The sequence below is a fragment of the Veillonella sp. CHU740 genome, from assembly GCF_003992055.1.
GTDB lineage: Bacteria > Bacillota > Negativicutes > Veillonellales > Veillonellaceae > F0422.
Genome location: NZ_RQVD01000002.1, coordinates 176,193 through 190,096 on the forward strand (window position 1 = coordinate 176,193; position 13,904 = coordinate 190,096).

Annotated in this window: 13 protein-coding genes; all 13 read right to left on the reverse strand. The window is 38.1% G+C overall.

All coding sequences use genetic code 11. The features are described 5' to 3' along the window. Window positions 1–52 precede the first annotated feature (52 nt). The 13 genes from EO115_RS02090 to mraY all read right to left on the reverse strand — a co-directional run bounded on the left by EO115_RS02090 (window position 53) and on the right by mraY (window position 13,897). Window positions 53–544, reverse strand: coding sequence for a hypothetical protein (locus EO115_RS02090; protein ID WP_164724030.1), 492 nt, complete (start codon window positions 542–544; stop codon window positions 53–55). A gap of 223 nt (window positions 545–767) precedes the next feature. Continuing rightward, a complete protein-coding gene (gene nrdG / locus EO115_RS02095; protein WP_126937332.1) occupies window positions 768–1,265 on the reverse strand; it encodes an anaerobic ribonucleoside-triphosphate reductase activating protein in 498 nt (165 codons plus the stop codon). Between the two features lie 23 nt (window positions 1,266–1,288). After that, a complete protein-coding gene (nrdD, locus tag EO115_RS02100) occupies window positions 1,289–3,439 on the reverse strand; it encodes an anaerobic ribonucleoside-triphosphate reductase (protein WP_126937333.1) in 2,151 nt (716 codons plus the stop codon). Between the two features lie 490 nt (window positions 3,440–3,929). Next, window positions 3,930–4,526 (reverse strand): biotin transporter BioY, encoded by a 597-nt coding sequence (locus EO115_RS02105; protein ID WP_240628905.1) that lies wholly within the window; start codon window positions 4,524–4,526, stop codon window positions 3,930–3,932. Then, window positions 4,519–5,127, reverse strand: a complete 609-nt coding sequence (locus EO115_RS02110) for a hypothetical protein (RefSeq protein ID WP_126937334.1) — start codon at window positions 5,125–5,127, stop codon at window positions 4,519–4,521. Before EO115_RS02110 ends, EO115_RS02105 begins: the two co-directional genes overlap by 8 nt. A gap of 285 nt (window positions 5,128–5,412) precedes the next feature. Continuing rightward, a complete protein-coding gene (locus tag EO115_RS02115) occupies window positions 5,413–5,988 on the reverse strand; it encodes an outer membrane beta-barrel protein (RefSeq protein ID WP_126937335.1) in 576 nt (191 codons plus the stop codon). Between the two features lie 22 nt (window positions 5,989–6,010). Next, window positions 6,011–7,027, reverse strand: a complete 1,017-nt coding sequence (gene ftsZ / locus EO115_RS02120; protein WP_240628907.1) for a cell division protein FtsZ — start codon at window positions 7,025–7,027, stop codon at window positions 6,011–6,013. Between the two features lie 167 nt (window positions 7,028–7,194). Continuing rightward, window positions 7,195–8,073 (reverse strand): cell division protein FtsQ/DivIB, encoded by an 879-nt coding sequence (locus EO115_RS02125; protein ID WP_126937337.1) that lies wholly within the window; start codon window positions 8,071–8,073, stop codon window positions 7,195–7,197. Window positions 8,074–8,081: 8 nt separating this feature from the next. Beyond that, window positions 8,082–9,014, reverse strand: a complete 933-nt coding sequence (locus EO115_RS02130) for a D-alanine--D-alanine ligase (RefSeq protein ID WP_126937338.1) — start codon at window positions 9,012–9,014, stop codon at window positions 8,082–8,084. Between the two features lies 1 nt (window position 9,015). Further along, window positions 9,016–10,389: a UDP-N-acetylmuramate--L-alanine ligase gene (gene murC, locus EO115_RS02135; RefSeq protein ID WP_126937339.1), complete on the reverse strand. Its 1,374-nt coding sequence runs from the start codon at window positions 10,387–10,389 to the stop codon at window positions 9,016–9,018. A gap of 14 nt (window positions 10,390–10,403) precedes the next feature. After that, on the reverse strand, window positions 10,404–11,510 hold the full coding sequence (gene murG / locus EO115_RS02140; protein ID WP_126937340.1) for an undecaprenyldiphospho-muramoylpentapeptide beta-N-acetylglucosaminyltransferase: 1,107 nt from the start codon (window positions 11,508–11,510) through the stop codon (window positions 10,404–10,406). 10 nt (window positions 11,511–11,520) lie between these two features. Further along, window positions 11,521–12,873, reverse strand: a complete 1,353-nt coding sequence (gene murD / locus EO115_RS02145; protein ID WP_126937341.1) for a UDP-N-acetylmuramoyl-L-alanine--D-glutamate ligase — start codon at window positions 12,871–12,873, stop codon at window positions 11,521–11,523. Between the two features lie 61 nt (window positions 12,874–12,934). Then, window positions 12,935–13,897: a phospho-N-acetylmuramoyl-pentapeptide-transferase gene (mraY, locus tag EO115_RS02150; protein ID WP_126937342.1), complete on the reverse strand. Its 963-nt coding sequence runs from the start codon at window positions 13,895–13,897 to the stop codon at window positions 12,935–12,937. Window positions 13,898–13,904: the final 7 nt, after the last annotated feature.

Sequence of the window (13,904 nt, forward strand, 5' to 3'; positions counted from 1 at the left end):
AAAAATATATTAAAAACAAAACGATATGACTTATGCCATATCGTTTTTTATATCATTTTTTCTTTTTTTCAACAAAATAGATAATTGTTCCTACTATCAGCATGATGACCACTACAATTATTCGTATTGTTACGGTATCATCAGAAACTGTATCCACAGGTTCCTTTTTTACAGTACCACCTTCTTTAATTTTATCTTTATATTTTGCAAGTAAGATATTAGCAATGCCAGCATTTTGGGATCCCGATTCGATTTTTTCTCTTGGGTTGTTAGGAAAGTCTTGGTCCACTATTGCTTTGCCTGTTTTTTTGTCATACAACGTAACATGTTTAGATTGCACCCATACTGCATCATAAATGTATAGATCAACTACAGAATACTCTTTATCATTGTTAGGATCGTCTAATTTTACTTCAATTTGAACCGTAGGAGGCAATGCATCTTTAGAGCTAGGCGTTCCATACCCTTGTATAGTTTCTGAATTTATATAATATTTTATGCCACTATCATCAGTACCCAAATAATCCCAACTTGCATAAGACACACTTGAAACTAATAGGAATACTATCGCCAATATAATGTTCTTCATCTTATCATGACTCACTTTAACTACATCCTACCACATGTAATGTGCATGCTACTTATTAAATAGTATCAATTCTTCTATATAACGTCAATATTCTTATTTCCCCAAAGCTATTATACAAATACGGCTATTTGATCTGTATCCATCAAATAGCCGTTATTACTATACTACTATATACTATTTATTCTAAGTACAACACAACCTTACCTTTCACTAACGATGCTTGTATATCAATAATACGTTGGTTACTACTCCCTCTAAATGCTAATCCAGGATCTCGTAACTCATCAACAAATTTCCCATCTACTAAGATATGGCACCGCTCTAACAATTGTCGTTTATGAGGGCAAGCCAAAATTTCTTCATAGGTATATCCCGAATAGACCCAAATTGGTTTGTCCGGCGCCACTTCTAAAACTCTATCCACGAGGGGAACTAATCCATCCACATTTTGAAACGGTTCTCCTCCTAGTAAGGTTAATCCACTGCAACTAGGGTCTACTACATAGGACAACAATCGCTGTGTATCTTCTTCAGTCCATTCTTTTCCTGCAGAAAAATCTTGGTACTCTTCATTAAAGCAATTGTAGCAGCAATGTGTGCAGCCTGTTACAAATAAAGATGTACGAATACCTTCACCATTGGCAATGTCATATTGTCTTAACTGTCCGTATCGCATAGTACACCTTCTTTCAAAATAGGTTAGATATGCATAACCCTATCTTTAATCTCTTTTGTCCGACCTTCATTCCAGAAGTTTTCTCCTAGATATCCACAAGTTCTACGGATGACAGTCAATGTATCACGATTTGTATTATGACAACGAGGACATTCCCATTGCACATGATCATTAACTATAATTTCTCCATCAAAACCACATTCATGACAGTAATCAGATTTTGTATTAAATTCCGCATAGGAAATTGTATCATAAATATACTGCATCATTGTCAATAAGGCTGGAATATTGTTAGTCATATTAGGAATCTCAGCATAGGAAATACATCCACCTGTAGATAACTTTTGAAATTCAGATTCAAAGGCAAATTTATCAAATACATTGATTTCTTCACGTACATTCACATGGTAACTATTTGTATAATATCCTTTATCTGTAATATCAGGAATTTCTCCAAATCGAGCACGATCAATAGAGGAGAATCGGTTAGTTAAGCTTTCAGCTGGCGTACCATATAAGGCAAAGCCGATGTTGTGTTTGCTACGCCATGTTTCTGTAGCCTGTTGCAAACGTTCCATTACTTTTTTAGCAAATGTATGTCCTTCTTCAGATGTATTAGAGTGACCTACGATCAACTTTGTTGCTTCATATAAACCAATATAACCTAAAGAAATCGTAGCATATCCACCTTCTAATAACGGACGGATGGGAGCGCCCTTAGGCAACCGAGCTATGGCACCATATTGCCAGTGAATTGGTGATACATCGCTAGTAACATCTTTTAACAATTCATAACGGAATAATAATGCTTTTTCTGCCAACTCTAACCGTTTTTCTAAAATTTCAAAGAATGACTCTTCTTTGCCTTGCGCTAAAATCCCAATTTGTGGCAAGTTAAGACTCACCACTCCAATATTAAAACGACCATTAAAGACATAGTCACCTTGGTCATTTTTCCAAGGGGATAAGAATGAACGACATCCCATAGGTGCAAACACATTACCTTCATAAATTTCTTTCATTTTCTTTGCAGAAATATAATCAGGATACATCCGTTTCGCTGTACATTGTGCAGCTAATTCTGTTAAATAATAGTATTCACTAGTAGGGTGAACATTATGTTCATCCAACACATAAATCAATTTAGGAAAAGCTGGTGTAATATATACATCCGATTCATTTTTAATGCCTTGAATCCGCTGTTTTAAAATCTCTTCATCAATCAAAGCAGCTTCTTTCGCTAGTTCACTGCGTGGATCAAAATGCATAAACAGTGTGACAAAAGGAGCTTGTCCATTCGTAGTCATCAAAGTATTAATTTGATATTGGATCGTTTGGATACCATCTTTCACTTCTTTTTTTGTTCGATTCCAAGCAATTTCTTCTGCCTTTGTTACATCTGGCTCCATTCCATACACTTCTACTTGTTCTTGTAATGTTAGCTCCAAGTATTTTTCATAAGATTTTCTCACATAAGGCGCCAAAATGCGATCTATACCATTAATACTTTGTCCACCATATTGACCAGATGCCACTTGAGCAATAATTTGTGTTGTCACCGTACATGCCACTTGAAAAGACTTAGGTGTATCAATGCGCTTTCCATTAATGACAGTACCATTTGTCAACATATCTTCTAAGTTCACAAGACAGCAATTAAACATCGGTTGAATGATATAATCCATATCATGGAAGTGGATAGCCCCACTATCATGAGCTTGTACTATGTCCGTAGGAATTAACTTTCTACGAGCAATATCCTTGCTCACTTCCCCTGCAATTAGATCTCGTTGTGTAGACACAATGGATGCATCTTTATTAGAGTTCTCATCTAATACAGCTACATTCGATTTATTCAATAGGCCAAATACGTCTTTATCTGTGGTATTTTCTACACGTTTGAAAGCTTGTACAGCCTTATAATTTTCATAAGCTCGAGCAGTTGCTGGATTGTTATTTTCTAACAATTTATAATAGACTTGCTCCTCTATGGCATAAATTGTCATATTTCTATCTATTTTTTGTGCATAGGCTTCGATTTCATTGGCAATTTGAAGGGCTAAACCAGCTGTATAGACACCTGTACTGCTATGCATCGCTTTTTCTATAGCAATGATAATTTTTTCTTTATCAAATGATGCTAAACTACCGTCACGTTTTATAACCTGTGTCATACTAATTGCCTCCTCACTACCATATGCCATCCACTCTCTATCATCTGTAGGGCCTATTCTCTATGTAGTAACAAAATATAATCTATACGTCTTAAAAAGATCGTCATATCAAAATAAAATTCACCTACTCTGTGAATGAGGAATGATACTTACATTCAGACATACAAAAAGAGCAACCTTTGCTCTTTCTTTGTTACTACACATGTAGTTTGTTCTCTATGTTATATCTTTATGACTTTAGTGTACTATATATTGTAGTTAATTTCAATCTGTAATACAATATCATGTATTACAATTAGATATACGATATACAGAGATAAAGGATACTATATCCCCTTAACCCCTAGTAATTCAAAGAGATTTCTTATATTTCATCTCGTACACAATATTATCAAGCATTACAAATTGATATATGCCACAACTTCACCTATATGTCTGTAATAAAATAACGACTATCTCTATAAGAGATAGTCGTTACATATATGAGCTATTATAATTTAATTTTTGTAGCAATCCATGCTGATAGGATAGCTTTCACAATATCACCAATCACAAATGGATAGAATATAATCGGTAAAGCTTTTTGTAATCCTCCCATATCAAACGGGATTTTCGCAACCCACATAAAATAAGGTACAGCTGCTAAATAGGTGATAATGATGCTTACCAATGTCGTCACAACAGCATAGCGCAAAAAGCTTTTTGTGCTACCTTTTAAATAACTAACTGCTGCATACGCAACTGGCCAAATCAAAATGAATCCTCCTGTAGGTCCCAAAAACTTGTCTATTCCAAAAGTAAATCCTGTAAATACAGGCAGTCCAACAGCCCCTAACAGAGCATATACCACTAGTGTTATAAATGCTTGTTTAGGAGTTAATAATAAACCTATTAAACATAAGCCGATAGTAATCAGAGAAATCATACCTACACCCATTGGATTTGGTACAGATAACTGGGCCATTACACAAACTAATGCAACTAATAAAGACATTCTAACTAAATCAGTCGTCTGAAAGCTGCGTCTCACAGTATTAGCATTTGTAATTTCTGTCTCTCCAGAAGGATGCATTTTTCTATTACTCATTATGATTCATTAACTCCTCTGTATACACCCATTTGCAGTCTGCCAAGCCACCATGAGTTCCTACTAATTGACAATGACCTTTTTGAAGCTTACCATCTGTATCAATAGTCATTTTCTCCACAGAAATGACATCGCCACCATAAAATGGTGATGAAAAAGTAATATCAAGCTGAACTAGCATCTCTTCATCTAGTACATGATGTGCCATATGTGATAAGACCATCAACTCCGGTACAATCGGAACATCATCACGATACATAGGATTCATGTCTTGTACAGCATCTGCAAACTCAAGAATTGATTCTTGGGTAAAAATAAATTTAGTTCTTGTTCTATCCTTCAAATCACAAGGCCAAGTTTTCGGCATTTCCTCTAATGATACTTCACCGTGCTCCTTCCAATCAGGATTCGATTGTTCTAACATGGTAGACACTATGGTGCCTTTAGGATTCGATGCACTCACTATGTGCTCTCGTTTCTTTGGAGTATAGTTAATTTGTAACTGCGGTGATCTTGTAGTTCGTTTGTATTGTACAGTTCGTACAATAGCGGTATTAGGTATGTCCCTTACACTTGTCAAGCCCTTACATAGTGTATGCATAAGTGCCTCCTCCCCCATTCAATGGGTATACTGGATCTTACAAGTCTTACATAAATCTTACTTTGTTACACTTTTATTATATTAATCAAATCGTATATAGTCAACTTATTTTTCAAATTCATTGTTAACAAATTTTATATTCAACGTTAACGCAATATCTTCTTAGATTCTTAATCGAACTATCTACATTGAAAAAGGACCATCATCACTTGCATTAACTACAAGTAACGATGGTCCTATTTTTATTACAATGTGACATGTACGCCGATGAGTTACTATTCCGTATTAGAAGGAGTAACCTACACCCGCATGTAAACCTTTCACATCATTTTTAGTTTCATTCATTTTATATTGATCGTATTGGTAATACACGTTCAAATCAATATCAGGACGCAAACCATAGGAAGCACCTACTTGGAACGTATGCTTAATATCATTACCAAAACCTGCTTTTGCATAGCCTTCTACCTTATCAGATAATTGAGTATGCCCAATCACACCTGCTTGGTATCCAAAGCCGCTGTGTTTGTCCCCCATATCTACATAAGTACCAGCACCATATACATTCACATTTGGGTGTACCGCATAAGCACCTGTTAATTGATGGTCATTAATATCTGCTCCTGTGCGATGCACTTTATTAAAGGAATATTGAGCTCCTACTTTATCGGATAATCCTTGTTGTGCAGATATGCCAAATCCATTTCTACGTTTAGAATCATTTGCTGATTTATTGCTAACAGAATATTCAGCACTGATCTTAGTTTCACCAGCATTAATTTTTGTAACTGGCACGGCTGCCGCAAACGCAGAGGCACCAAAAGCTGCCAATACAACTGTTGCTACTAATACTTTTTTCATAGCATCCTCCTATAAGAGAATCTTATCGTTTCATAAATGCAGGCACTTCTGGAGAGTTACTACCTGCACCAAATGGAGATTTACGAGCAAAGCTATTGCTAGAACCTTGATCACCAAATCCAGTTGCTACTACAGTAATATATACTTTGTCTCCAGCATTCTCATCAATAACAGAACCAAAAATAATATTTGCTTCTGGATCTGCAGCTTCAGAAATAATTTCTGCTGCTTCATTGATTTCGAATAAGCTTAATTCTTCGCTACCTGTGATGTTTAACAAGATGCCTTTTGCACCGTCAATAGAAGTTTCTAACAATGGGCTGTTGATAGCTTGTTTTGCAGCATCCACAGCACGGTTTTCGCCTTCACCAACACCGATACCCATCAATGCTTCACCTTGGTTAGTCATGATAGTTTTAACATCAGCAAAGTCAAGGTTAATTAAACCTGGTTTTGTAATCAAATCAGAAATACCTTTGATACCTTGACGCAATACTTCATCCGCAGTTAAGAACGCATCTTTCAAAGATGTTTTGCGGTCAATAATGCCCAATAAGCGATCATTTGGAATCGTGATGATAGTGTCTACTTTACCAGTTAATGCTTCAATACCACGTTCTGCTTGTTCTTTACGTTTTTTACCTTCAAAGCCAAATGGTTTTGTTACAACACCTACTGTTAATGCACCAGCTTCACGAGCACATTCAGCTACCACAGGAGCAGCACCTGTACCAGTACCACCACCCATACCAGCAGTAACGAATACCATATCAGCACCTTGAAGGGCTTTCAAAATATCTTCGCGACTTTCTTCTGCAGCTTCACGACCTACTTCTGGATTAGCACCAGCGCCCAAGCCTTTAGTTGCTTTTTCACCAATTTGAATACGAACTGGTACATTAGTACCATCTAAGGCTTGTGTCTCTGTATTAGCTACTAAGAAGTCAACATTTTCTAAGTCGCTGCCAATCATACGAGAAACGGCATTTCCGCCGCCGCCACCAACACCAATAACTTTAATTTTTGCAAATTCTGACATCGAATGATCCTCCTCTTCACTAGAGATATATTTCATATACGATCCTATGACATTATACTACTAGTCTATCTTATCTTTTATAATTTGCTTTTATTTTACAATATATTTTAATTTTTTTCAATGAAAGCCATTAACAAAATCATTCCTAGCTTACATTAGTCAAGATTTTATTGAGTTTTAATGTAAGGAGATTTAATATTTACATCAATAAATTCTGCAGAAACATGGCGCTGCGATACATCCTGAATCATATCGGTAGTAATTTTAGCTTTTTCTTCCAAATCACTTCTATCTCCAATGTGAATCGGCAAGCCATCCACTGTATAAGCGATGATATGCTCAGCATCACCTACATTAATTTCTCCAATTTGTTTTCTTTTATCTTCAGGAAATCCCATCATGTACGTAATAGCCCCTCGAATTCCCTCTGATTCAATAGTGTCCCCCAATAAAGCGTTTCCCAAGCGCACGCCAGATATAATAGGCACTGTCGTATCGGGAATGGTTGGGCTACTTGCGATAACCATACCTTGTCTATCTAAAGCAACAAAGCCAAATTGAGAGGGTACTACCACAACAGCTGTACGTTCTTTCACATCTACTTGCAAAGTAAGAGGAAGTGCATACGATACATGCGCTGTGTCAACACGCATATCTTTTTGCAATCGCTCTTCAAGCGCTCCCGTTCTCACACGTAATATATTCACTGGATATCCTAAATCACCAATGGCCACCACATCTTCTGATGACAACTGATTCGTGCCTGTCACTTGAATTTGTCCTATTGGCAACGGCAATGTAAATAGGCCAATAATAAGAGCGGCGCCAATGACAGTTTTCCACACGATAGACTTAGAAGGAGTCCGTTTCTTTTTGATACGTCGCCGCCTTTTTACTCGGTGTGGACCATCTGGTGTATCAATGGTAACAATTTCCCAAGTAGAGTCCTCTTCCGCAGTAGGAGAAACAGTTCTTTCATCAATAGTAGCAACTGTATCGCCTTCCTGTCTTTCAAATCTAAATTCCTCAGATCTATTCGAACGCATATCCACTCCTAAAACTTATGTAATCCAGCGGAATGTAAAATTTGTTCGCATAGCTCAGGAAATTCGATGCCAACAGCTTTTGCTGCTTTTGGCACTAAGGAAGTCGCGGTCATGCCTGGCACTGTATTATATTCTAGTACAAACATGTCTTCACGATCATTCATCATGATGTCTACACGAATCACTCCAGCACATTGCATTTGGCGATACACAGACTCACCTATCTGCTGCATCTTAGCGGACTGTTCCTTCGTAATTGGGGCAGGCACCAAATACTCAGTAGCACCAGTTGTATATTTAGAAGCATAATCATATTCTCCAGAGTGAGGTCTAATCTCTATAACTGGAAGCGCTTTTCCATCTAATACGGATACAGTAAACTCTCTACCATCCACAAAATCCTCTACAACGATGACATGATCAATCTCTAAGATTTGTTTAACTTCTTGCTCTACCTTAGATGCTTCTTTAATAATAGATACACCAATACTGGAACCTTGACTAGCCGCTTTCACTACAAATGGCACAGTAAAATTGCTAGCAATGTCGGTTAGAATCTCTTCCACTGATTGTTGTTGTTGATCATAGGATTTTGATCGAGCAGTAGGAATCTGAGCCCCTAAGAAGACATGCTTACTCATTTTTTTATTCATCCCTACAGCATGGGCCATAATGCCAGAACCTGTATAAGGAATACCAGCCATTTCCAAGGCCCCTTGCAGTGCCCCATCTTCACCATATTTACCATGGATCGCATTAAATACAACATCACATTCTAATTGTTGCAAGTCCTGTACCACAGTCGCTGGATTACATTCTAATGTATTGGCTTTGTATCCTTTACTTTGTAACGCCTCAGCAATGGCACCAGCCGTTCTTCTCGATACTTCGGCTTCTTTTGATGGCCCTCCCATGAGGACAACAATGCGTTTATCTTTCACTTTATTTCTCCTCCAATAAAGCTAATATTTTTGGACCATATTGATTGATATTACCTGCGCCCATAGTGATGACTAAATCATTTGGTTCAATCACTTTAAGAGCTTCTTCTGGCAATGTATTCACATCAGCTACATAGCGCACTTCTTTTCCTGTTAACTCTTTGATCATCAGTGGAATGGACATACCATCAATCCCTGGCTCTGGCTTTTCGCCTGCGCTATAAATATCAGTAATAAACACTACATCGGCTTCTGTGAAAGCTGTACCAAATTCTCTAAGCAACAATTTTGTACGGCTAAATCGATGTGGTTGGAATAAAATTACTACACGATGGTCTTCTAATGATTTTGCAGCCTTAATGGTAGCTGCAATTTCAGTTGGATGGTGAGCGTAATCATCTACAACCCATACATCTTTCACATGACCTTTTGTTTCAAATCTACGTTTTGCACCGATAAATTTACGCAATGCTTGTGCCACTACTTCAAAGGACAAACCTTCTCCAAGGGCTACCACAAGTGCACCTAGCGCATTCAATGCATTATGTTGTCCTGGTACAGCTAATCGCAAAGTACCTAACACTTCATCCTTATGAACAACTTCAAAGGTAGTAATCCCTTGTTCAATACGTAAGTTATCTATGCGATAATCATTGCCAGCCCCTAACCCATAGGTAATACAAGTTCGTTTGATATCTGGCATAATTCGACGAATAGATGGATTGTCACCGCATACAACAGCTACACCATCTTCTGGTAATTTCATAGAAAACTCTGTGAAAGCCCGCAGTAAGTTTTCCACCGTCCGATAGTGGTCCATATGGTCATTTTCAATATTTGTAATTACAATGCGTTTCGGATTTAAATGTAAGAATGAGCCATCGCTTTCATCGGCTTCCGCAATACTATATTTTCCTTTGCCTACATGACTACTGCCTTGTAAATAGTCTACCTCTCCGCCGATAATAATCGTTGGATCTTGGTTGGCTTCCATAAAAATTTGACCTAGCATCGATGTAGTTGTGGTCTTTCCATGAGCACCAGCGACCGCAATACCATAAGTCTCATCCAAAACAGCTTTTACAATATCAGAACGATGCAAAATCGGAATATTTCGTTCACGAGCTCCAATAATTTCAGGATTATCTTCATGAATCGCCGTGGATCGAATAACAACATCCGCCCCTTCTACATGTGATGCATCATGACCTAAAAATATAGTTGCCCCCGCATTTCTAAACTTTTCTGTGGTCGGAGATTCTTGAATATCTGAGCCTGACACAGTAAATCCTTTTTCAATTAACACATGAGCAATGGCGCGCATACCAGAGCCTGCGATGCCGATTAAATGTATACGTTTATAGGTATCTAACATGAAGATACTCCTCTCTATGATTTAGTAATAGATAATGCCAACTTTGCAATGTCTTCAGCTGCTTTTGGTTTTCCTAGCCCTAAAGTAGCTTCTGCCATCAATTTACGTCGTTCTGCTGTTTCTAATAACGATGTTAGCGCTGTTAATAATGTAGCCCCATTGAGTTCTGAATCAAGAATCATATCAGCCGCTCCAGCTGATACAAAAGCTTTCGCATTATATGTTTGATGATCTGCTGCGGCATACGGATATGGTATCAAAATAGATGGAATCCCACGGACTGCCAGTTCTGCTAATCCAATGGCTCCGGAGCGGAAAATTGCCACATCAGATGCTGCCATAGCCATATCCATATTGTCTAAATACGGTACTATATGTGAAGCTTCACTATATGTTGCTCCTTCTTGCATGCCTAGACTATCGCATACACGTCCATATTCATCAGTACCTGTGGCGTGAATAATTTTTACATCTGTTCTACCTTTGAATGCTTCATGAACAGCTGCCATGGCCGTATTAATACTTCTAGCACCTCGAGATCCACCTGCTACTAAGATCGCAGTTTGATGCTCTTGAATACCAAAAAACTGACGTGCCTTGTCTCGATCCGCTGCTACTACAGCTGGTCTTACAGGATTACCAGTATACACTACTTGTTTAGCTTTTGGAAACGCCCTAACTGCCTCTTCATAACCAACAGCTACCACATCCACAAAACGGCTCAATATTTTATTCGTAATACCTGGCACAACATTTTGTTCTTGAATCAACGTAGGAATCCCACGCAAAGCTGCCGCCATCAGCAATGGACCACACACATAGCCCCCTGTACCAATCACAATATCAGGCTTAAACTTTGAAATCAAACCATTTGCTTTCCACAAAGAACTAATTGTTTTTCCTGCGGTAATAAATGTATCTAAAGAAAAGCTACGTTGCAGCCCTTGTACAGGTAATGTAGTAAAAGGAATTCCTTCTTTGGGAACGATGCGAGACTCTAATCCTTTATCTGTTCCTACATATAAAAAATTGGCATCTACCATTGTTTGTAACGTTTTATATATGGTTATGGCTGGATAGATATGTCCACCAGTGCCACCACCTGAAATCATGATATTCATGTATAACCTCTTACAATCGTTCTACAAGTCTTCGGAAATGATCACCGCGATCTTCAAATCTGGCATACCAATCAAAACTAGCACATGCTGGAGATAATAACACAATATCTCCCTCTTCTGCAATACGAGCGCTCAGCTGCACAGCCTCTTCCATAGATTCACAACGATGAATATGCGCCACACCGGCTTTGACTGCTGCTTCGGCAAACCGTTGAGCAGCTTCACCAATTAAGATAAGCTCTTTCACATTGGTTTTTACAAGATCCATCAATTCCTTTAAATCTGTCATCTTATCTTTTCCACCCGCAATCAGTATAAGCGGTTCCGTAAAAGATTCCAAAGCTTTGATCGTAGAGTCTGTGTTCGTCGCTTTAGAATCATTGTAATACGTCACACCTTGTAATGTTCTAATTCGCTCAAGTCGATGCTCTACACCATGAAATTTTGAAATAGCACGATATATATCTTCAACTGCCACACCCAATGCATAGGTTAAAGCAATCACACTCAATATATTCTCAATATTATGAGACCCCGGAATGTGTATATCTTTTGTCGTAATCACTGGAACGGCCTGACCATGTAACACCGCATAGCAAGTATCTTTGTCAAAGTACGCTCCATCTGTAACAGGTCTAATTTGACTGATACCTAACACTCTGCCTTTTACTCGCTCAGCCATGTCTGCCACAATAGGAGTATCAAAATTTAATACAGTACAGTCGCCTAGCTCTTGATTAACAAAGATATTTTCTTTCGCTGCTTGGTATCGTTCCATCGTTTTATGACGCAATAAATGGTCCGGCGTTACATTCAACAAAATAGCCCCCTTTGTACGAAATTTATCAATACTTTCCAGTTGATAGGACGATAACTCCGCTACTAATACTCCCGTCTCTGGAACAGCTAACGCTTGCTCACTTAAGGAATACCCAATATTACCACCAACATACACATCCCACTCTGCTTCTTTTAGTACTGCTGCTAATAAAGAGGTAGTCGTAGTCTTTCCATTTGTTCCTGTCACACCAAGGATAGGGGCTTTCGATACTTCATAAGCGATTTCTACTTCTCCTACTACTGGAATATTGCGTTTTTTAGCCTCACAAATGATAGGAATCTCTAAAGAGATGCCAGGTGAAACTACTACGCGATCCGTATGATCTAAAAGCACAAAATCTTGCTGCCCCGTAATCACAGTAATGTTATCATCTAAAAATCGCTGGCTTTCTTCAGCATCAAATTCAATTAGTTTATAGTCATTTAGTGTTACCGCAGCCCCTAATTTTGCTAATGTATGTGCTACACCAATACCGCTCAGTCCTGCACCTAATACCAAAATATGAGAACCTGTATAATCCATTTTATCACCTTTCCCTATATGCAAGAATAACGGCTCTTACTTGGTAGAGCCGTAATCTATATTATTTCATGCTGAGAATTCCAATTCCAAGAATAGCCACCACTAAGGCTACACTCCAGAATACATATACTACTTTTCGTTCACTCCAGCCACCTAATTCAAAATGATGGTGAATTGGACTCATTCGGAAAATACGAACTCCACGAGTTTTAAACGAAGCCACTTGTAAAATAACAGATAATGCTTCCACTACAAACACAAAACCAATAATTATCAGTAATAATTCCGTTTTAGTGGCAATGGCCATACCTGCAAAAGCCCCACCTAAGGCTAGAGAACCAGTATCTCCCATAAACACTTTCGCTGGATTTGCATTAAAATATAAAAATCCAATACAAACTGCACTTACAATCATACCAAAAAAAGTAACACTTAGGGAACCCGCTAATATACCAACAACTGCAAAAGCAGCACTGGCAATCGCCGATGTACCTGCTGCTAATCCATCTAAGCCATCAGTTAAATTCACCGCATTGGTAGTTCCTAAAATGATGATAAAGGCCAGTACATAATAACCTATACCTAAATCTACTGTTATATCTGCCAATGGAATCCACAATGTAGTAGGCAGTGCGGCATACTCTACAGCAATATAGCAAAATACTACTGCTAATATAGCTTGCCCCAACAATTTTTGTTTCGCAGTAAGCCCTAGATTTCTGTGCTTGACAGCTTTGATGAAATCGTCACTAAACCCTAATACACCATGACCTAATGTCAAGAATAATAACATCCATAGTGTAACGGAGTACGGTGGTACAATACAAATCGTTAGTACCAAGGCTAGTAACATGAATAATCCACCCATAGTAGGTGTTCCAGCTTTCGCTAAATGAGCTTGTGGTCCGTCTTCACGAATCGATTGTTGCGCTTTTAATCGCTGCAACATAGGAATTCCAATTTTACCTAATACTAATGTACTCACTAGGGCTAAGCCAAAGGCTATTGCATAGTCCATATTCATGCTACAT

Excerpts from the sequence above, each read along its gene's own strand:
- nrdG (WP_126937332.1), bottom strand. The coding sequence starts at position 1,265 with ATGCGATACGGACAGTTAAGACAATATGACATTGCCAATGGTGAAGGT.
- nrdD (WP_126937333.1), bottom strand. The coding sequence starts at position 3,439 with ATGACACAGGTTATAAAACGTGACGGTAGTTTAGCATCATTTGATAAA.
- EO115_RS02105 (WP_240628905.1), bottom strand. The coding sequence starts at position 4,526 with ATGAGTAATAGAAAAATGCATCCTTCTGGAGAGACAGAAATTACAAAT.
- EO115_RS02110 (WP_126937334.1), bottom strand. The coding sequence starts at position 5,127 with ATGCATACACTATGTAAGGGCTTGACAAGTGTAAGGGACATACCTAAT.
- EO115_RS02115 (WP_126937335.1), bottom strand. The coding sequence starts at position 5,988 with ATGAAAAAAGTATTAGTAGCAACAGTTGTATTGGCAGCTTTTGGTGCC.
- ftsZ (WP_240628907.1), bottom strand. The coding sequence starts at position 7,027 with ATGTCAGAATTTGCAAAAATTAAAGTTATTGGTGTTGGTGGCGGCGGC.
- EO115_RS02125 (WP_126937337.1), bottom strand. The coding sequence starts at position 8,073 with ATGCGTTCGAATAGATCTGAGGAATTTAGATTTGAAAGACAGGAAGGC.
- murC (WP_126937339.1), bottom strand. The coding sequence starts at position 10,389 with ATGTTAGATACCTATAAACGTATACATTTAATCGGCATCGCAGGCTCT.
- murG (WP_126937340.1), bottom strand. The coding sequence starts at position 11,510 with ATGAATATCATGATTTCAGGTGGTGGCACTGGTGGACATATCTATCCA.
- murD (WP_126937341.1), bottom strand. The coding sequence starts at position 12,873 with ATGGATTATACAGGTTCTCATATTTTGGTATTAGGTGCAGGACTGAGC.
- mraY (WP_126937342.1), bottom strand. The coding sequence starts at position 13,897 with ATGAATATGGACTATGCAATAGCCTTTGGCTTAGCCCTAGTGAGTACA.